General features: G+C 66.5%; 19 protein-coding genes. 12 read left to right on the forward strand and 7 right to left on the reverse strand.

Annotated features, from left to right (window positions below):
- Positions 1-94 precede the first annotated feature (94 nt).
- The gene (locus AC1Q7Q_RS02060) at positions 95-988 is read left to right on the forward strand and encodes an alpha/beta fold hydrolase (RefSeq protein WP_492372671.1); all 894 of its coding nucleotides are present in this window, start codon (positions 95-97) and stop codon (positions 986-988) included.
- 27 nt (positions 989-1,015) lie between these two features.
- Here AC1Q7Q_RS02060 and AC1Q7Q_RS02065 read toward each other — a convergent pair whose 3' ends face one another.
- On the reverse strand, positions 1,016-2,128 hold the full coding sequence (locus tag AC1Q7Q_RS02065; RefSeq protein WP_492372670.1) for an NAD(P)/FAD-dependent oxidoreductase: 1,113 nt from the start codon (positions 2,126-2,128) through the stop codon (positions 1,016-1,018).
- Between the two features lie 225 nt (positions 2,129-2,353).
- On the opposite strand from AC1Q7Q_RS02065, the gene AC1Q7Q_RS02070 reads away from it, so the two are divergent.
- From AC1Q7Q_RS02070 to AC1Q7Q_RS02105, 8 genes are all read left to right on the forward strand, one after another.
- Positions 2,354-3,199 (forward strand): 3',5'-nucleoside bisphosphate phosphatase, encoded by an 846-nt coding sequence (locus AC1Q7Q_RS02070; RefSeq protein ID WP_416048095.1) that lies wholly within the window; start codon positions 2,354-2,356, stop codon positions 3,197-3,199.
- A 141-nt stretch (positions 3,200-3,340) separates the two neighbouring features.
- The gene (locus tag AC1Q7Q_RS02075) at positions 3,341-3,964 is read left to right on the forward strand and encodes an L-threonylcarbamoyladenylate synthase (RefSeq protein WP_492372669.1); all 624 of its coding nucleotides are present in this window, start codon (positions 3,341-3,343) and stop codon (positions 3,962-3,964) included.
- A 48-nt stretch (positions 3,965-4,012) separates the two neighbouring features.
- Positions 4,013-4,678 carry a site-2 protease family protein gene (locus tag AC1Q7Q_RS02080; RefSeq protein ID WP_492372668.1) on the forward strand — a complete coding sequence of 222 codons (666 nt, stop codon included), beginning with the start codon at positions 4,013-4,015 and terminating at the stop codon, positions 4,676-4,678.
- Positions 4,679-4,766: 88 nt separating this feature from the next.
- Positions 4,767-5,969, forward strand: coding sequence for a tryptophan--tRNA ligase (locus AC1Q7Q_RS02085; protein ID WP_492372667.1), 1,203 nt, complete (start codon positions 4,767-4,769; stop codon positions 5,967-5,969).
- Positions 5,966-6,562 carry a class I SAM-dependent methyltransferase gene (locus tag AC1Q7Q_RS02090; RefSeq protein WP_492372666.1) on the forward strand — a complete coding sequence of 199 codons (597 nt, stop codon included), beginning with the start codon at positions 5,966-5,968 and terminating at the stop codon, positions 6,560-6,562. The genes AC1Q7Q_RS02085 and AC1Q7Q_RS02090 overlap by 4 nt, the downstream gene beginning before the upstream one ends.
- Positions 6,563-6,712: 150 nt before the next feature.
- Entirely contained in the window at positions 6,713-7,597 is an 885-nt protein-coding gene (dapA, locus tag AC1Q7Q_RS02095) for a 4-hydroxy-tetrahydrodipicolinate synthase (protein WP_492372665.1), read from the forward strand.
- A 45-nt stretch (positions 7,598-7,642) separates the two neighbouring features.
- The gene (gene bamC / locus AC1Q7Q_RS02100) at positions 7,643-8,851 is read left to right on the forward strand and encodes an NlpB/DapX family lipoprotein (protein WP_492372664.1); all 1,209 of its coding nucleotides are present in this window, start codon (positions 7,643-7,645) and stop codon (positions 8,849-8,851) included.
- Between the two features lie 79 nt (positions 8,852-8,930).
- Positions 8,931-9,719, forward strand: coding sequence for an MBL fold metallo-hydrolase (locus tag AC1Q7Q_RS02105; RefSeq protein ID WP_492372663.1), 789 nt, complete (start codon positions 8,931-8,933; stop codon positions 9,717-9,719).
- A 97-nt stretch (positions 9,720-9,816) separates the two neighbouring features.
- On the opposite strand, the gene AC1Q7Q_RS02110 is transcribed toward AC1Q7Q_RS02105, so the two are convergent.
- Both AC1Q7Q_RS02110 and AC1Q7Q_RS02115 read right to left on the reverse strand, forming a co-directional pair.
- A complete protein-coding gene (locus tag AC1Q7Q_RS02110) occupies positions 9,817-10,050 on the reverse strand; it encodes a hypothetical protein (protein WP_492372662.1) in 234 nt (77 codons plus the stop codon).
- Between the two features lie 199 nt (positions 10,051-10,249).
- A complete protein-coding gene (locus AC1Q7Q_RS02115; RefSeq protein ID WP_492372661.1) occupies positions 10,250-11,458 on the reverse strand; it encodes a JmjC domain-containing protein in 1,209 nt (402 codons plus the stop codon).
- A gap of 11 nt (positions 11,459-11,469) precedes the next feature.
- Here AC1Q7Q_RS02115 and AC1Q7Q_RS02120 point away from each other — a divergent pair, with 11 nt between their 5' ends.
- Positions 11,470-12,003 carry an FKBP-type peptidyl-prolyl cis-trans isomerase gene (locus AC1Q7Q_RS02120; protein ID WP_441633715.1) on the forward strand — a complete coding sequence of 178 codons (534 nt, stop codon included), beginning with the start codon at positions 11,470-11,472 and terminating at the stop codon, positions 12,001-12,003.
- Between the two features lie 94 nt (positions 12,004-12,097).
- On the opposite strand, the gene AC1Q7Q_RS02125 is transcribed toward AC1Q7Q_RS02120, so the two are convergent.
- Entirely contained in the window at positions 12,098-13,150 is a 1,053-nt protein-coding gene (locus AC1Q7Q_RS02125; protein ID WP_492372660.1) for a hypothetical protein, read from the reverse strand.
- Positions 13,147-15,861, reverse strand: a complete 2,715-nt coding sequence (gene mutS / locus AC1Q7Q_RS02130) for a DNA mismatch repair protein MutS (protein ID WP_492372659.1) — start codon at positions 15,859-15,861, stop codon at positions 13,147-13,149. The genes AC1Q7Q_RS02125 and mutS overlap by 4 nt, the downstream gene beginning before the upstream one ends.
- A 295-nt stretch (positions 15,862-16,156) precedes the next feature.
- Between mutS and AC1Q7Q_RS02135 the strand changes: the two genes are divergently transcribed.
- Entirely contained in the window at positions 16,157-16,582 is a 426-nt protein-coding gene (locus tag AC1Q7Q_RS02135) for a universal stress protein (RefSeq protein WP_492372658.1), read from the forward strand.
- Between the two features lie 9 nt (positions 16,583-16,591).
- Here the strand turns inward: AC1Q7Q_RS02135 and AC1Q7Q_RS02140 are convergent, their stop codons facing one another.
- Positions 16,592-18,559 carry an APC family permease gene (locus AC1Q7Q_RS02140; RefSeq protein ID WP_492372657.1) on the reverse strand — a complete coding sequence of 656 codons (1,968 nt, stop codon included), beginning with the start codon at positions 18,557-18,559 and terminating at the stop codon, positions 16,592-16,594.
- Here AC1Q7Q_RS02140 and AC1Q7Q_RS02145 point away from each other — a divergent pair.
- Positions 18,558-18,683 (forward strand): hypothetical protein, encoded by a 126-nt coding sequence (locus AC1Q7Q_RS02145; RefSeq protein WP_492372656.1) that lies wholly within the window; start codon positions 18,558-18,560, stop codon positions 18,681-18,683. The two genes, AC1Q7Q_RS02140 and AC1Q7Q_RS02145, sit on opposite strands and share 2 nt — an antisense overlap.
- Before the next feature lie 42 nt (positions 18,684-18,725).
- Here AC1Q7Q_RS02145 and pdxR read toward each other — a convergent pair whose 3' ends face one another.
- Positions 18,726-20,201 (reverse strand): MocR-like pyridoxine biosynthesis transcription factor PdxR, encoded by a 1,476-nt coding sequence (pdxR, locus tag AC1Q7Q_RS02150; protein ID WP_492372655.1) that lies wholly within the window; start codon positions 20,199-20,201, stop codon positions 18,726-18,728.
- Positions 20,202-20,262: the final 61 nt, after the last annotated feature.

Genomic DNA, 20,262 nt, shown 5'->3' on the forward strand with positions numbered 1-20,262 from the left:
CCGCAAACGAACGATCGTTCTATTTTTGGGCTTCCCCGTTGCCACGGGTGAAAGCGTCCGCCACGATCAGGGAAAAGGCACCCGGGGAGACACCATGGCAATCAGAGAAACCTCGCGCTCGGAATTTATCACGTTGCGCGGCCTCAATATGCACGTGCGCCACTGGGGCGAGCCCGGTGCGCCCACCTTGTTCCTGCTGCATGGCTGGATGGACGTGGCCGCCTCGTTCCAGTTCATGGTGGACGCGCTGGAACGCGATTGGCACGTGATCGCCCCGGACTGGCGCGGCTTTGGCCAGACCGACTGGCCTACGCGCTATCCCGGCACCGAGTCCTACTGGTTTCCCGACTATGTTGCCGATCTCGAGGCCGTGCTCGACCACTACCAGCCGGACGCGCCGGTGAACCTGGTGGGGCACAGCATGGGCGCCAACGTGGCTTGCTTCTACGCCGGCATCCGCCCCGAGCGGGTGCGCCGCGTGGTTGACCTGGAGGGGTTTGGCATGACCGGCACGCGCGCCGAGCAAGCACCCGGGCGCTATGCGCGCTGGCTCGACGAGTTGCGCGAGCGCCAGCCGTTGCGCTCCTATGACAGCGTGGGGGCGGTGGCGGCACGGCTGCAGAAGACCAATCCGCGCCTGCCCGATGACCGCGCCGCCTTCCTGGCCGAGCACTGGTCAGCGCGCAATGCGCAAGGCCGCTGGGAGATCCTGGGCGATGCCGCGCACAAGATGGTCAATCCGGTGCTGTACCGGCTCGACGAGGTGATGGCGATCTGGGCGCAGGCCACCGCGCCGGTGCTGCACGTGGAAGCACGCAATTCGCAAACGCTCAGCCACATTGCAAAGGACCAGCCGCTGGCGGAGTTCAAGCAGCGCTTCAAGGCGTTTCGCGATTTCCGCGAGGCCATTGTCGATGACGCCGGCCATATGCTGCATCACGACCAGCCGCGGGTGGTGGCCGGGCTGGTCGAGTCTTTCTGCGTCTGAGGCTGTGGGCCGTGCAGGCTGTCGCGCTCAGGCGTGCGTCAGCTTTTCCTTGAGCGTGGCGTTGTTGCTGGTGTGCACATGAACCAGTGCCTTTTCCGGGAAGGCATAGTGATAGGCGCGCCGCAGGGCCAGGGCTGCCTCGTGGAAGCCCGAGAGGATGAGCTTTTGCTTGTTGGGGTAGAAGGCAATGTCGCCCGCGGCGAAAATGCCGCGGCGGGACGTTTCGTAGGTGGTGGTATCCACCATGATGCGCCCGGCGCGCATGTCGAGGTCCCACTGGGCGATCGGGCCGGGCTCGGAGACGAGGCCGTACAGCGCGACGAGTTCGTCGGCAGGCAGGCTGATCGTGTCTTCCCGGGTACGAATGTCGACCCCGGCCAGGGAGCCACCCTCGGTCTTGAGCGCGCCCAGCATGCCCACCACGAAGTCCATCTCGCCGGCGGCCACGGCCGCGCGCATTTCGGCCACCGTACCGTCGGCCGCGCGAAAGCCTTCCCGGCGGTGCAGCAACGTAACGCGCGCCGCGGTCTTGCGCAGCGCCAGCGCCCAGTCCAGGGCGGAATCTCCGCCGCCGGCCACCACCACGCGCTTGCCGGCGAAGCGCGCGGTGTCGCGCACAGCGTAGTGCAGGTGGCGGTCTTCCAGCGCGGCGGCCTCGGGCAGCGCCACGCGTTGCGGGGCGAAAGCGCCAGCGCCGGCGCAGATCAGCACTGCGGCCACGTCGAAGCGCTTGCCGGTGTCGGTTGTGACCAGCAGGCGGTGCGGGTGCTCATGGCCGGCCGTGCCGTGAGCTTCGGGCGGGACCTCGGCCAGGCCGTTGGCGCGCTCGTTGAAATGCATGGGAAAAGCGAACGGCGCGCATTGCTCGAGCAGGCGGTCGACCAGGTCCTGTGCCAGGCACCCCGGCACCGCGGGGATGTCGTAGATTGGCTTTTCCGGGTAGAGCTCGGTGCACTGTCCGCCGGCGCGGTCCAGCACGTCGATGAGCTCGCACTTCAGCCCCAGCACACCCGCCTGGAAGGCGGCAAACAGGCCGACCGGGCCGGCGCCGACGATCAGCACATCGGTGCGGATCACGTCGGCCGGGACGGTTGGGGTGCGGGAATCAGGCGTGGCGCAAGCAGGGGTTTGGGTCGGCATGGCTTGGCGGGCGGCGCGCGTGGCGGCGCCCGGCAGGAGGGTCGTCAGGCCCCAACTATACCGCGCGGGGCCGGCCCTGCCGCCTACGCCAGCGTTGGCGGCAGGGCTATCGGCGCGGATGTGTGGGCCAGCCCACGCGGCGCGCATTGGCGCGGTATTAAAGTCGGATTGAAGTTGGATTGAAGTTGGATTAGCGCGGAATTATCGCGAGAGTAGAATAGACGCATGCAAAATTCACACGCAATCAACGCAGATCTGCATTGCCATTCCACGGTGTCCGACGGCATGTTGTCCCCCGAGGACGTGGCCGCGCGCGCGCATGCCGGCGGCGTGGCGTTCTGGGCGCTGACGGACCATGACGAGGTCAAGGGCCAGGCCAGGGCGCGGGCCGCGGCCGAGGCGCTTGGCATGCGCTACGTGCCCGGGGTGGAGATCTCGGTGACGTGGGCCGGGCAGACCGTGCATATCGTTGGCTTGCAGATCGACCCCGGCAGCCAGGTGCTGGTCAATGGCCTGGCAGCCACGCGCTCCGGGCGGGCCGCCAGGGCGCAGGACATCGGCGAAGCGCTGGCCGCGATCGGCATCGAGGGCGCCTATGAGGGCGCGCTGCGCCACGTCGGCAATCCCGACCTGATCTCGCGCACCCATTTCGCGCGCTGGCTGGTGGAAGAAGGGCGGTGCAAGACCATCAGCGAAGTGTTTGACGACTACCTCGGCGAGGGCTGCCCGGGCTATGTCGGGCACCGCTGGGCCAAACTGGCCGATGCGGTGGGCTGGATCCAGGCGGCCGGCGGCATTCCTGTGATGGCGCACCCGGGCCGCTACAACTACACGCAACTCCAGCACGATGCGCTGTTCGACGAGTTCAAGCAGCTCGGCGGGGCCGCGGTCGAGGTGGTCACCGGCAGCCATACGCCGGAGCAGTACCGCCAATATGCCAATGTCGCGCATCACTATGGCCTGCTGGGCTCGCGCGGCTCGGACTTCCACGGGCCGGGCGAGGGACGGATCGAGCTGGGCTCGCTGCCGCCGCTGCCGTCGTCGGTCACCCCGGTCTGGCATGACTGGTAAGCCGCGCCGGCCAACGGCCGCCCCGCGCCCAGCCCTCCCGAACCCGCCATGCGCTCCCTTCGCTTCTCCCCATCGCAGAACTGGCCTGGAATGCGCGCGGCGTTTGCGCCCATCCCGCGGCCGGTCGCCCCAGGCCCGCACATGTCCCAATACTTCGAGATCCATCCGCTCAACCCGCAATCCCGCCTGATCAAGCAGGCCGCGCAGATCATCGGGCAGGGCGGGCTGATTGCCTTGCCCACCGACTCCAGCTATGCGCTGGCCTGCCGGCTCGACGACAAGGCCGCGGTAGAGCGGCTGCGCCGCTTGCGCGGGATCGACGACAAGCACCATCTGACCCTGATGTGCAGCGATTTGTCGGAGCTTGGCAACTTCGCGCGGGTGGACAACCGGCAGTACCGCTGGCTCAAGGGCGCCACGCCCGGGCCCTACGTCTTTATCCTCGAGGCCACCAAGGAAGTGCCGCGCCGGCTTTCGCATCCCGCCCGCAAGACCATTGGCGTGCGGGTGCCCGACCATCCCATTCCGCTGGCGCTGCTGGCCGAAGTGGGCGAGCCGCTGATTTCGGCTACTTTGCAGTTGCCGGGCGACGAAGCCCCGCTCAACGAGCCGGAGGTGATCCGCGCCCGGCTGGAAAAACTGCTGGAACTGGTGATCTGCGGCGGCGCCGCGCCCGCGCAGCCGACCACGGTGATCGACCTGACCGCCGGCGAGCCCGAGCTGGTGCGGCAAGGACGCGGCGATATCGAGCGTTTTGGACTGTGATTGCCACCGAACAGTCGCTTTGCCGCAGCCCCGGTACAATAGTGACCCATGGATTCTTCTCTGATTCAGACCCTAGCGGTCTACGCCCTGCCGGTCCTGTTCGCCATCACGCTGCATGAAGCCGCGCACGGCTACGTGGCCAAGCTGTTTGGCGACAACACCGCCTACTCGATGGGCCGCGTCAGCCTTAACCCGGCGCGCCATATCGATCCCATCGGCACCATCGCGGTGCCGCTGCTGCTCTATTTCATGACCAGCGGGCAGTTTGTCTTCGGCTACGCCAAGCCGGTGCCGGTCGCCTTCGACCACCTGCGCAATCCGCGCTGGCATGGCATGTGGGTGGCGCTGGCGGGCCCGGGCAGCAATGTGCTGCAGGCCTTCCTGTGGGCGCTGGTGGCGGTTGGCCTGGTGGTGGGCAGGGTGCAGGAGCCGTTCTTCACCCAGATGGCGCAGGCCGGCGTGCTGGTCAACCTGGTGATGGCTGCGTTCAACCTGTTCCCCGTGCCGCCGCTCGACGGCGGCCGCGTCCTGACCGCGTTGTTGCCGCAGCGGATCGCGCATGCGGTGTCGCGCATCGAGCCCTATGGCATCTTCGTGGTGCTGGCGCTGGTGGCGGCTGGCGTGATCACCAAAGTGTGGATGCAGCCGGTGATGGGGGCGCTCAGGAGCCTGGTGTTGCTGATGCTGCAACCCATCCTGGCGCTGGTGCAGTAAGCCGCGCCGCGGCGCCGGCGCCCATGCCGGCGCAGACCTCGAATACGCGTACCCGTACCTGCACCGATTCCCACAAATACAGATAGACATGTTTCCCGATCGCGTTCTTTCCGGCATGCGGCCTACCGGCGCGCTGCACCTGGGCCACTATCACGGCGTACTCAAGAACTGGGTCCAGCTCCAGGCCGAATATCCCTGTTTCTTCTTCGTGGCAGACTGGCACGCGCTCACCACGCACTATGAATCGCCGGAGGTGATCGGCGAATCCGTTTGGGAGATGCTGATCGACTGGCTCGCCGCCGGCGTCGATCCCGAGCGCGCCACGCTGTTCATCCAGAGCCGCGTGCCCGAGCATGCCGAGCTGTTCCTGCTGCTGTCGATGGGCACGCCGCTGGGCTGGCTGGAGCGGGTGCCGACCTACAAGGACCAGATCGAGAAGCTCAAGGACAAGGATCTCTCCACCTACGGCTTTCTCGGCTATCCGCTGCTGCAGGCCGCCGACATCCTGATCTACCGCGCTGGCCGTGTGCCGGTGGGCGAGGACCAGGTGCCGCATGTGGAGATCACGCGCGAGATCGCGCGCCGCTTCAACTACCTGTACGGGCGCCAGCCGGACTTCGAGGCGCAGGCGCAGGAAGCCGCCAAAAAGCTGGGCGGCAAGCGCACCAAGGCTTATCTGGAACTGCGCCGCGCCTATCAGGAGCAGGGCAAGGCAGAGGCGCTCGAGGAGGGCGGCGCGCTGGTGGCGCAGTCGCAGAGCCTGGCCGCCGAAGACCGTGAATTGCTGCTGGGCTACCTGGGCGGTTCGCGCAAGACTATCCTGGTCGAGCCGCAGGCGCTGCTGACCGCGGCATCGCGCATGCCCGGGCTGGACGGCCAGAAGATGTCGAAGTCCTATGGCAACACCATCCGCATGCGCGAGGACAAGGCGTCGGTGGAAAAAAAGGTGCGTACCATGCCGACCGATCCGGCGCGCGTGCGCCGCACCGATGCCGGCGACCCGGCGCGTTGCCCCGTGTGGCAACTGCACCAGGTCTATACGGACGCGCCCACCCGCGAGTGGGTCGAGAAGGGCTGCCGCAGCGCTGGCATCGGCTGCATCGAATGCAAACAGCCGGTGATCGAGGGCATCCTGCGCGAGCAGCAGCCCATGCTGGAGCGGGCGCAAAAATACATGGACGATCCGGCGCTGCTGCGCGCCATTGTCGACCACGGCTGCGACCGGGCCAGTCAGGTGGCGCGCGAGACGATGCGCGACGTGCGCACCGCCATGGGCCTGGGGTACCGGTGAGCACGGCGGCGGGCATCCCCCACGCGCCGCTGGGCGCACCGTCACCCTGGGTGGCGCGCTGGGCGCATCTGGTGCGCCCGGGCGGCCGCGTGCTCGACCTGGCCTGCGGCAATGGCCGGCACGCCACCTGGTTCGCGCGCCGCGGCCATGCGGTGCTGGGCGTCGATCGCGATGCGGCGGCATTGGCCGCGCTGGCGGCTTTGCCCGAAGGCGTCGCCACGCGCGCGGCCGACCTGGAGCAGGGCACGTGGCCGCTGGCGGATGAGCCGGGCTTCGACGCGATCGTGGTCACCAACTACCTGCACAGGCCGCTTTGGGCGCATTTGTTCGCTGCGCTGGCGCCGGGTGGCGTGTTTCTTTACGAAACCTTCGCGGCTGGCAACGAGACCGTGGGCAAGCCTTCGAACCCGGATTTCCTGTTGCAGCCGGGCGAGTTGCTGGATGCCGTGCACGGCATCTTGCGGGTGATTGCCTACGAAGATGGTGTGCTGGAAGTGCCTAAAGCTGCCTTTGTGCAGCGTATTTGCGCGATTCGCGAAGATATAGGCAAAACGGGCGGCGGAGCGCCGCCGCGGTATCCTTTGCCGGGCTGAAGTGCGGCCCCGGTTATTTGCGGGCCCGGTCGGCGAGACCTGGGCTTCACGCGGTGAACTGCCTTGGGTTTTCCCCGGTCGAAGGTGCGGTCGGAAGGCCTTGGGTATCCGGTACAATCGCGGTATTCGTTTCTCGAATTCTCAAACGTTATGACACAGATTAACGGCAGCATCGTCGCAATCGTGACGCCGATGCAGGAAGATGGCAGCCTGGATTTCCCCGCGCTGCGCGCCCTGGTCGACTGGCACGTGGCCGAGGGCACCGATGGCATCGTGATCGTCGGCACCACCGGCGAGTCGCCCACGGTGAACGTGGATGAGCATTGCGAGCTGATCCGCGTCGCCGTGGAGCAGGCCGACAAGCGCATCCCGATCATCGCCGGCACCGGCGGCAACTCGACCAAGGAAGCGATCGAGCTGACCGCGTTTGCCAAGCAGGTCGGCGCCGATGCGTCGCTGCAGGTGGTGCCCTACTACAACAAGCCCACCCAGGAGGGCATGTATCGCCATTTCCGCACGATCGCGGAAGCGGTGGACCTGCCTGTCGTGCTGTACAACGTGCCGGGCCGTACCGTGGCCGACATGCAGCACGACACCATCCTGCGCCTGGCGCAGGTGCCGGGCATCATAGGCGTCAAGGAAGCGACCGGCAATATCGACCGTGCCGCGCAACTGATCAAGGATGCGCCGCAGGGCTTCTCCATCTACAGCGGCGATGATCCCACGGCGATTGCCCTGATGCTGCTGGGCGGCCATGGCAATATCTCCGTCACGGCCAACGTGGCGCCGCGCAAGATGCACGAATTGTGCGTGGCTGCCCTGAAGGGCGACGCGATTACCGCGCGTCGCATCCATATGGAACTGGTTGCGCTGAACAAGGCGATGTTCGTCGAGGCCAACCCGATTCCCGTCAAGTGGGCGCTCCAGCAAATGGGCAGAATGCAGGGTGGCATCCGCCTCCCGCTTACTCCGCTGTCACCGGAATACCACGATGTGGTGCGCAAGGCGCTGTCGGCGGCCGGCCTGCTCGGCTGATCGCACTGTGTTTTGCCGTCATCCCTCAACTAGGATTGCGTGTCAATGAAACTCAAGCTTAACCGCCACGGTGCAACGCAAGTTGGCCGTGCCGCCCTGGTCTTGCCCGTGCTTGTGGCAAGCGCGTTGTCCGGTTGCAGCAGCATCAACGACGCGATGGCGCCCGACAAGATCGACTACAAGTCCGCTGCCAAGCGCACCTCCACGCTGGACGTGCCGCCGGACCTGACCAAGATCGAAGGCGACCGCCGCTACTCCGTGCCGGATCAGAACGGCACGTCCACCTTGTCGACCTACAACCAGTCGAACAAGGTCGTGCAGCAGCAGGTGGGCGCCGAGAACGTGCTGCCCTCCACGCAAGGCATCCGCATGGAGCGCGACGGCAACCAGCGCTGGCTGGTGATCAGCAACGGCATGCCGGCGGACAAGCTGTGGCAGTCGATGCGCGAATTCTGGCAGGAGAGCGGTTTCCTGCTGGTGCAGGACTCGCCCGAGACCGGCATCATGGAAACCGACTGGGCCGAGAACCGCGCCAAGATCCCGCAGGATTTCATCCGCAACACGATCGGCAAGGTCTTCGACGGGCTGTACTCGACGTCCGAGCGCGACAAGTTCCGCACGCGCGTGGAGCGCTCGCAGAACGGCAACCTGGAAGTCTTCATCAGCCACCGTGGTGCGCAGGAGCAACTGACTGGCATCGACAAGTCGACCACGACCTGGACGCCGCGCCCCTCCGATCCGGAGCTGGAGGCCGAATTCCTTTCGCGCTTCGCGCAGCGCCTGGGCGTGCAGAAGGAGCAGGCCGACCGCATGGCCAAGAACCCCGCTTCGCCGGCAGCCGCCGCTGCGGGCGCCACTGCCGCAAAGGGTGCAGCGCCTAGCGCCAATGCCAACCTGACCCAGGTCAATGGCAGCCAGGCACTGCAGTTGTCCGAGCCGTTCGACCGCGCCTGGCGCTCGGTCGGTCTGGCGCTGGACCGCGTGAATTTCACGGTGGAAGACCGGGACCGCGCGCAAGGCCTGTACTACGTGCGCTATGTCGACCCGCGCGACACCGTGGACAATCGCGGTTTCTTCTCCAAGCTGTTCACCAAGACCGGCACCGAGGACAGCAAGAAGGCGAAGAAGTATCGCGTGGCACTGAAGGGTGATGGCACTGGCACGACCGTGACGGTGCAGAACGATGCGGGCCAGCCGGAAGGCACCGAAGTCGGCAAACGCATTCTTTCGCTGCTCGACGAGCAACTGCGCTGACCGGCATGCGGGTCACACAGACCACCCCGCGGCGCCCTGCCGCGAGGTGGCTCGCCGGGCTGCCAGGGGAGGCAGGCGCATGATGCGCTTTGCCTTCCTCGGTAGCGGCAGCGAGGGCAATTCCCTGTTGATCGAGTCGCAAGAGGGCACCACCACGACCCGGGTGTTGCTCGATTGCGGCTTCGGCATTCGCGAAACCGCGCGGCGGCTGGAGCGGCTCGGCATCACGCCGGATCAGCTCGATGCCGTGCTGGTTACCCACGAGCACGGCGATCATGTCGGCTCGGCTTACGCCTTTGCTTCCCGTCACGACCTGCCGGTACATACCAGCCACGGCACCTGGCTTGCCACCTCGCATATGCGCGGGGCGGACAAGGCCGACGTGCGCGTGTGTGGTGCCGACCATCCGTTGGCGATCGGCAACCTCCACATCCTCCCATACACCGTGCCGCACGATGCGCGTGAGCCGTTGCAGTTCGTGCTCAGTGACGGCGACGCCCGCCTGGGCGTGCTGACGGACGCAGGCATGGAGACGCCTTACGTCACCGCGCGGCTGGCAGGGGTGCATGCCCTGGTGCTGGAATGTAACCACGATCGGGAGATGCTGCGTAATTCCGCTTACCCGTATTCGCTGAAGCAGCGCATTGGCGGCGATTTTGGCCACCTTGCCAATGAAGTGGCGGCCGGCATCCTGGAGCGAGTGGCGCATGCGGGGCTGCAGCGCGTAGTGGCCGCGCACCTGAGCCAACAGAACAATACCCGGGAGCTGGCCACCCAGGCACTGGCCACGGCGCTGGGCGTGTCGTCAGACGAAATCCTGGTGGCGGACCAGCACGAAGGACTGGGCTGGCAGCCGGTCAGGGCCTGAGACGCGGCGGGCAATGCGCCGGCGAAGCCTGCAGACGTAAAGCTACAGACGTAAAAAAGCCGACCCGAAGGTCGGCTTTTTTATCGGTCGAGACCGATTACTGCTTAGCAGCAGCAGCCGATGCGTCAGCAGCCGGTGCCGAAGCGTCAGCGGCAGCGGCCGGAGCCGATGCGTCAGCAGCGGGAGCAGCAGCCGGAGCCGATGCTTCAGCCGGAGCAGCAGCAGCCGGAGCCGAAGCTTCCGGTGCCGGAGCAGCGGCTTCTTCTTTCTTGCCGCAAGCGGCGAGAGCAACGGCGGCGAGCAGCGATGCGATCAGGAGAGACTTCTTCATTGTTCGTCCTTTAACTTTAATAACAGAAAAACAGGCGATGAATAATTACCGGTAATTATCGCTCTTGAACTGCAAAATAGAGGCTCTCCCGGGTGCCGACAAATGCAGTGGTACACAGTACTAGCCAGCCGGTGATTATATCCGCGTTTTCCCGGCTTGTGTAGCGCTGTCTTTTCCTGTTTTTGGTTGTTACGGATTATTACAGCGAAGCAGGTCCGAATTGCAGCCAGCCCTCCAGCGCCCAGTGATGGAAAGTCTCCATCAGATCCGGCAGGTCCGCGCAGGCAGCCACTTCCACGGCGCTCAGGCAGCGCCGGTCCGCCAGCAGGCGCAGCCAGCGCGCCAGCGCCGAGGGCGGCTCGTAAGCTTCGCCATTGATAAAGAAATGCGTGCGGTCATACAACGCGATGGATCCCGGCGCAAGCACGACGCCATGAGCCAGGGCGAGTTTGTTGTATTTCTTCAGCGTGATTTCGGATATTTCCGCAAACTCCACGCTTGGCTTGGGCTCGGAGAGATGCGCGCCCAGAAACTCCGAAACCATGCTACCCGACCAACGGAGGGCGCTCAGTTTCTCGGTCACCGCCCGCACCATCTGGGCAGGCAGCTGGGCTGGATGTGATGTTGCCGGCTCGCCGGCATCCGCGTAGCGCCCGCTCAAATCCTCGTTGTCCTCGACCGTTTCCGACAGCCAGGCCAGGAAGTGCCCCGCCAGTTCGCGGTAGGCCGGTGCGCGAAAGCCGATCGAGTACGTCATGCACTCGCCGTCGGCCACGCCGTCGTGGGCGTACTGAGGTGGCAGGTACAGCATGTCGCCTGGCTCCAACACCCATTCTTCTTCGGCCGTGAAGTCCGACAGGATCTTGAGCGGCAGGTCCGGGACCAGGTCGAGCTTGGTCTGGGACGAGATGCGCCAGCGGCGCCGGCCCGATACTTGCAACAGAAAAACGTCGTAGGAATCGAAGTGCGGGCCCACGCCGCCGCCGTCGGTGGCGTAGCTGACCATCAGGTCGTCCAGGCGCGCATCCGGGACGAAACGGAATTGCCCCAGCAAGTCCGCGGCTGCACTATCGTGGAGGTTAACGCCCTGCACCAGCAGCGACCATTGACGGGCTTTCAGGGAGGGCAGGTTGTCGGCGGCGAAGGGGCCTTGTTCGAGCTTCCAGCGGTTGCGAAAGTGCGACACCAGGCGCGACTCGACGTCGTCGCGGTCGGCCAGTTGGAAAAGCGACTCGCGCGATACCGGCGGCACGATTCCCGGTATGGCTTGTCGAATCAGCAGGGGTTTGCGGTGCCAGATATCGCGCATGAAAGCAGCTGGCGTCATGCCACCCAGGAGGGTGAGCGGCGCGTCAGGATCGACGGGGCCGGGGGGCAAGGCCTGCGCGTATAATGCGGAATCGTTCATGGAGTCAAGAATTGAAAATCGCTAAGAACACGGTGGTATCCGTGGTGTACAAGCTGTCGGATGCGCAGGGCAATCTGATCGAGGAGTCGGATGAGCCGATGGTTTACTTGCACGGCGGATATGATGGCACGTTCCCCAAGATCGAGGAAGCGCTGGAAGGCCATGAAGCCGGCTTCGAAACCCAGTTGCAGCTCGAGCCCGAGGAAGCCTTCGGCGATTACGACGCCGATATGGTCAAGGTAGAGCCGCGCGACCGTTTCCCCGAGCCGCTGGAAGTCGGCATGCAATTCGAAGGCGTGCCCGAAGACGGCGACGACGAAGACTCGATCATCTACACCGTGACCGACGTGGCCGAAGACAAGGTGGTGCTGGATGGCAACCACCCGCTGGCCGGCATGGCGCTGCGTTTCTGGCTGCAGGTAGCGGAAGTCCGCGAAGCCACGGGCGACGAAGTGCAGCACGGCCACGCGCATGGCGCCTCGGGCATCGAAGTCGTGGACGAAGATGAGGACGACGAAGGCGACGGCAGCCGCACGCTGCACTGAGTGCGCCACGCGCGCGCGCCCTTGCGGAAGGTCCCACGAATAAAGCCGGCATCGCCGGCTTTTTCTTTGTGGTGCGGGGTTGGGCTGACGCTATTCATTCCGCCTCGGGGCCATCCTTGAGCGTGACCTCAAACAGCGACGGCGACCCCGGCGTGATCACCAGTTCGGTGTACTGGCCGGGCGCGCCGCCTGGCAACACCACGCGGGAGACGTTGCGCAGCGTCTTGCCGCTGGCATCTTTCAGTGGCGTATCGATGCCGAAGCCGCCCAGGCCGGTATGCACCAGCAGGACCTGGCCACGGTAGCGCCCGGCCAGCTCGCGCAACTGGCGCTTGAACTCCAGGAAGCCATCGCGCGCGCGCCGGCGCAGGAAGCCATCGAGCAGGGAGGGCTTGCCGCGCTGCTCCCAGCCGTTGCCGAACTGTGGGTCGGCATGCATGAGCAGCACGATGCCGGGCAGGTTCTGCTGCTGCGCCAGCGAAAACGCGCGCGCCAGCCATTGGCGGTTGGCCTCGCGGCGATCCTCGAACTCGCCATTGCGCCCGCCTTCCGAGCGATAGTGATTGTTGTCGCCCGGCAGGTTCAACCCCACCAGCATGACGCGCCCAGCGTGCCAGCGCACGTTTTCCCGATAGCTGCGAAAGGTAGCCTGTTCGGACTGCCGCATCAGCGGCAGTACCCGCTGGCCCAGCGTGGTATCGGCCGGATAGAACAGCTCGCGCAGGCGGTTCAGCCGCTCCACCGCATCGAAGCGCCCGTTGGCGGCGCGAGCGCATTCCGCCCAGTCGGTTTCGCCAGGCAGGTAGACGAGCGGCAGCGGCGACTGGTCGAGCAACCGCTGGCGAGCGGAAAGCAGGGTGTCGCCGCAGGATTCGGTATCGCCCTTGATGCCGCCCAGATGGACGACAAACTCCAGCCGGCGCGCGGCCAGGAAATCGAGCAGGCGGGCGGTGCCCGCTTCGGCGGCCGGCCACTGCGGCTGGTCGGCGATCAGGGCCACGCGTATCGTTTCGGCAGCCGGAGCTGGAGCTGGAGCCGGAGCCCGGGCACGGTTCGCCGCCTGGCCCGGCAGCGCCAGCAACACGCCAAGCATGGCCAGTCCGGCCAGGAGCAGCCAGCGCTGGCGCACGATCCCGGTTGGCGTCATGCGGTGGCTACGGCATCCTTGGCGAGCGCGCGCAGCCGATAGAGCGCGTCGAGTGCATCGCGCGGCGTCAGGCTGTCCGGGTCGAGCTCGGCCACCGCGTCTAGCAAGGCGGCCTGCTGCACGGAAATCGCATTGACCGGCTGGCCATTGCCAAAGGTCCCGTCTTTGCCTTCGCCTTGTTCCAGGTAGTCGTCGTCATCGTCCGGGGGCGAGGGCGGCGCGGCGAACAGATCCAGCTGCGGCGTGGGCGTGGCATCCGCCGACTGTTGCTCCAGCCAGGCCAGGTGCTTGCGCGCGGCGCGGATCACCGGCTGCGGCACGCCCGCCAGCTGCGCCACCTGCAGGCCGTAACTCTGGCTGGCAGGCCCATCCTGTACGGCATGCAGGAAGACGATGCCATCGCCATGCTCGACCGCGGACAGGTGGACATTGGCCGCCTGCGTGAACTCCTGCGGCAGTTGCGTCAACTCGAAATAATGGGTGGCAAACAGTGTATGGCTGCGGTTATGCGCCAGCAGGTGGCGCGCGATCGCCCACGCCAGCGCGAGGCCGTCGAAGGTCGACGTGCCGCGGCCGATCTCGTCCATCAGCACCAGGCTGGCAGGCGTGGCGTTGTGCAGGATGCTGGCGGCCTCGGTCATTTCCACCATGAAGGTGGAGCGCCCACCCGCGAGGTCGTCGGCGGCGCCGATGCGGGTGAAGATGCGGTCGATCGGGCCGATCACCGCGCGCCGCGCCGGTACATAGGCGCCCACGCAAGCCAGCAGCACGATCAGCGCGGTCTGGCGCATGAAGGTCGATTTACCGCCCATGTTCGGGCCGGTGATCAGCAGCAGCTTGCGCGCTTCGGTCAACTGGCAATCATTGGCGATGAACGGCACGGATTCCGCGGCGAGCTGGCCCTCCACGACCGGATGGCGGCCCTGGGTCAGGTCGATCACGTTCTCGGCTACGCGCTCGGGCTGGGTCCAGTCCAGCGTCTGCGCACGCTCGGCCAGCGCCGCGAGGACGTCCAGGCGGGCCAGCGCGCCGGCCACCCGCTGCAACTCGCCGATATGCGGCAGCAATTGCTGGAGCAATGCGTCGTACAGCTGCTTCTCGCGTACCAGCGCGCGGTCTTGCGCGGACAGGGCCTTGTCCTCGAAGACCTTGAGCTCGGGCGTGATGTAGCGCTCGGCGTTCTTCAGCGTCTGGCGGCGGCGGTAGTCGTCGGGGACCTTGTCGGCCTGGCCGTTGGTCACCTCGATGTAGAAGCCATGCACGCGGTTGTATTCCACGCGCAGGTTGGCGATGCCGGTGCGAGTGCGCTCGCGGGCTTCCAGGTCGACCAGGAACTGCCCGCAGTTCTCCGAGATATCGCGCAGCTCATCGAGCGTGGCATCGTAGCCACGGGCGATCACGCCGCCATCGCGGACCACGGTGGCCGGCTCCGGCGCCACCGCGCTGGCCAGCAGGGCATGGCATTCCCAGGGCACCGCCAGTTCCGTCAACGTCTGGTTGAGCAACGGCGCGGCATCGTCAGCGCGCAGGCAGGCCTGCACGTCGGGCAGGGCGGTCAGCGTGTCGCGCAGGGAGGACAGGTCGCGCGGGCGCGCATTCATCAGGGCCAGGCGCGCGGTAATGCGCTCCACGTCGGACAGCCGGCGCAGCGCCGCGCGCAGCGCATCGGTGCCCTGGCCGATCAGCGCGCCGATGGCCTGCTGGCGCGCCTGCGGGATGGCGCTGTCGCGCAGCGGATGGTGCAGCCAGTGGCGCAACAGGCGGCTGCCCATGGCGGTGGCGCAGGTGTCCAGCAGCGAGAACAGGGTCGGTGACTCGCCGCCGCGCAGGGTCTCGGTCAGTTCCAGGTTGCGCCGCGTGGCGGTGTCCAGCCCAACGAATTCGGATTCGCGCTCGACCGTCACGCCCTTCACATGGCGCAGCGACTGCCCCTGGGTGGAAGCCGCGTAGTTCAGTAGCGCGCCGGCGGCGCCAAGCGCCGCGCCGAGCCCGGCACAGCCAAACGGATCGAGGCTGGCCACGCCGAGCTGCTCGCGCAGGCGGCGGGTGCCAGCTTCCTGGTCGAAATGCCACTCCGGCAGCCGGGTGCGTGCGCACTCCAGCGCAGGCAGCTCGATGCCATCGGCATACAGCAGCTCCGCCGGGCGGATCCGCTCCAGTTCGCGGCCGAGCTGCGCCACCTCGCACTCCATCAGGCGCAGCTCGCCGCTAGCCAGGTTGAGCCAGGCCAACCCGGTCTTGCTCACGCCGCGGCGCGTGGTTTGCTGGTGCACCGCCATCAGGTAGGTATCGACCTTGTCCGGCAGCAGTGCCGCGTCGGTCAGCGTGCCCGGCGTGACGATGCGCACCACCTTGCGTTCCACCGGCCCCTTGCTGGTGGCCGGGTCGCCGATCTGCTCGCAGATTGCCACCGATTCCCCCAGCTTGACCAGCCGCGCGAGGTATTGGTCCACCGAATGGAAGGGGATCCCGGCCATGCGGATCGGCACGCCGTTGGAGCTGCCGCGCGACGTCAGGGTGATGTCGAGCAGGCGCGAGGCCTTCTCGGCATCGTCGTGGAAGAGCTCGTAGAAGTCGCCCATCCGGTAGAACAGCAAGGTGTCCGGATGGTCGGCTTTCAGGCCGAGGTACTGCGCCATCATGGGCGTGTGCTTTTCCGCGCTGCCGGCCTTGGGCTCGGTCTTGGCGGACTGTCGGGGTTCTACGGACATGCAATCCTCTCGGGCGGCTTTGGCGAAGCCGCCTGTTTTCGGGTACTCCGGCGGCCCGGAGGCCTGGCGCGGATAAAACCCGCATTTTACTGCGAGCCGGCCCCCGAAGGGGGCGGAAGGGTGCAGGAAGGGTGGCAGGAACCGAGCCGGCCGGGCGTTTACAAAAAAAATACGCGGCCATCCGTCTCTTTACAGCATCTTTGCGGGATCCGAACTTATATGGAATCGAGATGACCAGCGCGATACGCGCCGGTAGCGAAACGATCGAGGATCGAGACAACGCAAGGGGTTCGACATGCTGAGAGTTCTGGTACCCGTCAACGGCTCCGTGCACGCGCTGGATGCGGTGCGTCATGCCGCCTTCATGTTCCGGGACCGCTGTGTGTCCGAGGTGGTTCTGCTCAATGTCCAGCCGCCGCTGGAATTTGGCCGCGCCTCGGCCTTTCATTCGCTGGACTCGTTGCGCAAGCTGGAGGAGGCCAGCGGCGAGGCTGCGCTGCGCGATGCACGCAGCATCCTGGACGACGCCGGGGCCAGCTATGTCGCGCAGATCAAGGTGGGCGATGTGGCGCAGACCATCGCGCAGGCCGCAGCGGCGAACGACTGCGATGCCATCGTGATGGGCACGGCCGGGCGCACGGCTGTTGGCGCGCTGCTGGCGGGCAGGCTGACCAACAAGCTGATACGCATGTCGCGCGTGCCAGTGACGCTGGTCAAATAGGCCGCGCCATCACGCTACTTTCATTGGCAGCAGCACCATCTGCTTGCCTTGCAGGTGTAGCCGCTCCTGCAACTCACCGGGTGTCTGGTTATGCAGCCAAGCTGTCAGGAAATTGACGTGCTGGAAGATCAGCTTGCTGGCAAAGCAGACGCTGTTCGGGTACTCGGCCGTCACCGCATCGACCAGCTTCATGAACTCAAGCACCGGGTTCGTGCCGAATGCCGCGCGCGAATCGGCCGCCAGGCCGTGGCGCTGGCAATTGGCGACGTAATAACGCAGTGACTCACCAATCGTCTGTTGAAGGCGATGCAGCGTTTCCTGGCCCTCGTAGCTTTGCGCATCGACCTCTCCCACGGCCAGGAAGAGCATGTTCTTGAAGTGTCCGGGAAATAATCGCTCGACCCAGAGCAGCGCATGCATGCTGGCGCCGCGGTGCTTGCCCACCAGGACGATCGCCGTGGGCAGGCTGCGGTCGAGGGGCCGCACGCGGCTCGCATCGACCAGGGGCGGGCTGCCGGCGAAGAGAGCATCCGCCCGGGCCAGCTCGGCGCGGGTTGTCGTGTAATGCCGCTTGATGAAGACGCACAGCGCAACCACCAGGCCCGTTACCAGCACGGTTAGCCAGCCGCCAGCGGTGAATTTCTCCACCAGCGTGATCATCAGGACCGTGGCGGTGACCGACAAGCCCAGCAGGGACAGGCCGAAGCGCACGATCCAGCGCGGCTCGCCGCGATGGCGCCACCAGTAGATGCACAGGCCAAGCAAGGAGAGGCTGAAGGTCAGGAAGACATTGATGCTGTACAGCACCACCAGTACCGCGACCTGGCCGTGCGTCCACAACAGGATCAGCAAGCTGGCCAGGCCCATGACGATGACGCCGTTCTGCCGCACCAGCCGGGCGGAGAGATCGCGGAAATGCCGCGGCACCCAGTAGTCCGCCGCCATGTTCGACAGCACCGCCGGGCCGTCCAGGAAGCCGGTCTGCGCGCCCACCAGCAGCAGCCCGGCCTCGGAGGCCAGCAGCGCCGCGAGCAGCGCATGGCGGGACCATGCCGAGCCGAAGCCAAGATGGTCGATGATGCGGTCGAAGACCACGGCGTTCAGCGTCTTGCCCTCCACCGGCGCCGCGTTCCACAGCATGTACAGCAGGATGATGCCGCCCGCCGTGAAGGCCAGCGACGTCGCCATGTAGAACATCGTCCACTTGCCGTTCGGCACCCGCGGCTCGGCCAGCATGTTCACGTTGTTCGAGACCGCCTCCAGCCCGGTGTAGGTACCGCCACCCAGCGAGAACGCGCGCATCAGCAGCGCCGCCACCACGATCGGACCCATCGCTTGCGACATGCCGGAGGCCTCGCCGATGGCGTTGGGCACGACCGCGCCGAGATGGTCGCCGTGCGCGGCAACGCCATAGACGATCAGCCCGAGATGCAGTACCACGAAGGCCAGGAAGATGGGCATCAGCACCAGGATCGATTCCTTCATGCCGCGGAAATTGAGCCCGGTCATCATGATCACGATTACCAGTTCGGTGGCCAGCTTGAAGGCTTGGGCCTCTACCGGCAGCAGGCTGAAGAACGCGTCGACGCCACTGGCCAGCGACGTCGCGACGGTCAGCACGTAATCGACCAGCAACGCCGCGCCCGACACCAGTCCGGGACGCGGTCCCAGCAAGGCCGTGGCCACGCGGTAGCCGCCGCCGCCGGTGGGGAACAGCTCGATGACCTGGTTGTAGCCGACCGCGATGATGAATACCGTGCTGGCGGTGGCCAGGGCAAGGAAGAGCGCCAGCGGCGTATGGGTGCCAAGCGCCAGGAAAGCCTCTTCGGGTCCATAGCACGAAGAGGAAAGTCCGTCGGCGCCTAATCCCACCCAGGCTAGCACCGGCACCACGGCGATCGCGTGGCGGGTTTCCGGGGCGAGCGGGTCGAGCGGTTTGCCGGCCAGGTGCCTCCACCACTTCGACAGTGCCGTCATGTTCGCCACCCTGGACGCGATTGCGGCGCAGCGCACGAAAGCGCGGCGCCGGAAATTGCAGCCGGCGGCGCCGCTGCCCGCGCGCCAGCACCGGGAGCTTGGCACTCCCATGGAAGTAATGTAGGCGGCGAGTGGGCAGATTCGCAAGAACGGGCTCAACACCGTGCTACGACACCGGCTCTCGCGGCAGCGCGTCAATTACCTGTGCCAGCCGCGCGATCAGCCCGTCGAAGGCGCCGGCCGGCACGCCGGCGTAGCCGAACACGAAGCCGTTGTACTGCGCCAGCGGCGTGCCGGCCAAGCGGTAGGTGCTCAGCGGCTGCACGATCAGTCCCTGCGCGCGCGCCGCGCGGGTGACCACGGTGTCGGCAAGCGGCAGTTCCAGGCGCGCGGACAGGTGCATGCCGCCGGCGCTGGCCGATACCGTCACGCTACCGCGCAGGTGGCGCGCCAGCGCCGCCTCCAGGGCGTCGCGGCGCTGCCCGTAGCGCTGGCGCATGCGGCGCAGGTGGCGGGCGAACTGGCCGCTGTCGATAAATTCCGCCAGCGCGATCTGCTCGGCCACGTGGCCGCGCCGGGAGATTTCGCCAAGCGTGCCGGCAATGGTCGCGGCCAGGTAGCGCGGCACCACCATGAAGCCCAGGCGCAGCGCCGGGAACATGGTCTTGCTGAACGTGCCCAGGTAGATCACCGGCGCGTCCTCACTCAGCCCCTGCACGGCCGAGAGCGGCACGCCGCCGCGGCGGAACTCGCTGTCGTAGTCGTCCTCGACAACCCAGGCACCGGCGGCGCGGGCATCTTCGATGAGCTTGAGGCGCCGTTCCAGGCTGAGAATGGAGCCTAGTGGATATTGATGGGATGGCGTGATGTAGATCAGCCGGGGCGGGGCGTCGCGCCACTGCTCCGGGCGGGGCGCCAGGCCGTCTGCGTCCACCGCCACGGGCTCGAGCACGAGGCCGGCCGACTGGAAGGCGGCCCGCGCGCCGCCGTAGCCGGGATTCTCGATCCAGGCCGTGTCGCCGGCATCGGCCAGGATGCGCGCGCACAGGTCCAGACTGGTCTGCGTGCCGTCGGTGATGAAGACTTGGTCCATGTCGCAGCGCACCCCGCGCGAGACCTTCAGGTACTCGGCGATGGCGTGGCGCAGCGCGGGCTGCCCCTCGACCTTGCCGTAGCCAAGATGGCGCGGGCCGAGTTGGCGCCAGGCGCGTTCGATGCAGCGCCGCCACGCGGCCAGCGGAAAGCCATCCAGGTCGGGCACGCCGGGCACGAACGGCAACAGGTCGTGCATACCGTCGGCATCGCGCTGCAGCCCGCGCACGCGGCGCGACAACTCGGCGACGCGCTTGACCGCCTCCGTGCTGTGGCCGGCCTGCGCCAGGCCCACGCGCGCCACCGTGGTGCCGTGCCGCGTCGGCACCACGAAGCCTTCCGCCGCCAGGCTCTCGTAGGCGTAGATCACCGAGTTGCGTGCCATGCCGAGCTCCGCTGCCAGCGTGCGCGTGGCGATCAGCTGGCTGCCCTGGGCGATTCGCCCGTCGAGGATGGCGCCGCGCAAGCACTCGTACAAGAGCCGCTGCTGGGTGAGCTTGCGGCCATCGAGCTGGCGCGTGAAGGTCGAGACCAGCAGGCCGTAGTCCATGTCGTCGCTTCCGTGGTTTCTGTGGTTTCCGTGGTTCTAAAAACCGTGCATTGGATGGGTC

The sequence above is a fragment of the Cupriavidus sp. GW823-FHT07A04 genome (genome assembly GCF_058794615.1).

Excerpts from the sequence above, each read along its gene's own strand:
- AC1Q7Q_RS02110 (WP_492372662.1), bottom strand. The coding sequence starts at position 10,050 with ATGAAGAAGTCTCTCCTGATCGCATCGCTGCTCGCCGCCGTTGCTCTC.
- AC1Q7Q_RS02140 (WP_492372657.1), bottom strand. The coding sequence starts at position 18,559 with ATGACGGCACTGTCGAAGTGGTGGAGGCACCTGGCCGGCAAACCGCTC.
- dapA (WP_492372665.1), top strand. The coding sequence starts at position 6,713 with ATGACACAGATTAACGGCAGCATCGTCGCAATCGTGACGCCGATGCAG.
- AC1Q7Q_RS02085 (WP_492372667.1), top strand. The coding sequence starts at position 4,767 with ATGTTTCCCGATCGCGTTCTTTCCGGCATGCGGCCTACCGGCGCGCTG.
- AC1Q7Q_RS02105 (WP_492372663.1), top strand. The coding sequence starts at position 8,931 with ATGATGCGCTTTGCCTTCCTCGGTAGCGGCAGCGAGGGCAATTCCCTG.
- bamC (WP_492372664.1), top strand. The coding sequence starts at position 7,643 with ATGAAACTCAAGCTTAACCGCCACGGTGCAACGCAAGTTGGCCGTGCC.
- mutS (WP_492372659.1), bottom strand. The coding sequence starts at position 15,861 with ATGTCCGTAGAACCCCGACAGTCCGCCAAGACCGAGCCCAAGGCCGGC.
- AC1Q7Q_RS02080 (WP_492372668.1), top strand. The coding sequence starts at position 4,013 with ATGGATTCTTCTCTGATTCAGACCCTAGCGGTCTACGCCCTGCCGGTC.
- pdxR (WP_492372655.1), bottom strand. The coding sequence starts at position 20,201 with ATGGACTACGGCCTGCTGGTCTCGACCTTCACGCGCCAGCTCGATGGC.
- AC1Q7Q_RS02070 (WP_416048095.1), top strand. The coding sequence starts at position 2,354 with ATGCAAAATTCACACGCAATCAACGCAGATCTGCATTGCCATTCCACG.
- AC1Q7Q_RS02065 (WP_492372670.1), bottom strand. The coding sequence starts at position 2,128 with ATGCCGACCCAAACCCCTGCTTGCGCCACGCCTGATTCCCGCACCCCA.
- AC1Q7Q_RS02145 (WP_492372656.1), top strand. The coding sequence starts at position 18,558 with ATGTTCGCCACCCTGGACGCGATTGCGGCGCAGCGCACGAAAGCGCGG.
- AC1Q7Q_RS02125 (WP_492372660.1), bottom strand. The coding sequence starts at position 13,150 with ATGACGCCAACCGGGATCGTGCGCCAGCGCTGGCTGCTCCTGGCCGGA.
- AC1Q7Q_RS02075 (WP_492372669.1), top strand. The coding sequence starts at position 3,341 with ATGTCCCAATACTTCGAGATCCATCCGCTCAACCCGCAATCCCGCCTG.
- AC1Q7Q_RS02060 (WP_492372671.1), top strand. The coding sequence starts at position 95 with ATGGCAATCAGAGAAACCTCGCGCTCGGAATTTATCACGTTGCGCGGC.
- AC1Q7Q_RS02115 (WP_492372661.1), bottom strand. The coding sequence starts at position 11,458 with ATGAACGATTCCGCATTATACGCGCAGGCCTTGCCCCCCGGCCCCGTC.
- AC1Q7Q_RS02135 (WP_492372658.1), top strand. The coding sequence starts at position 16,157 with ATGCTGAGAGTTCTGGTACCCGTCAACGGCTCCGTGCACGCGCTGGAT.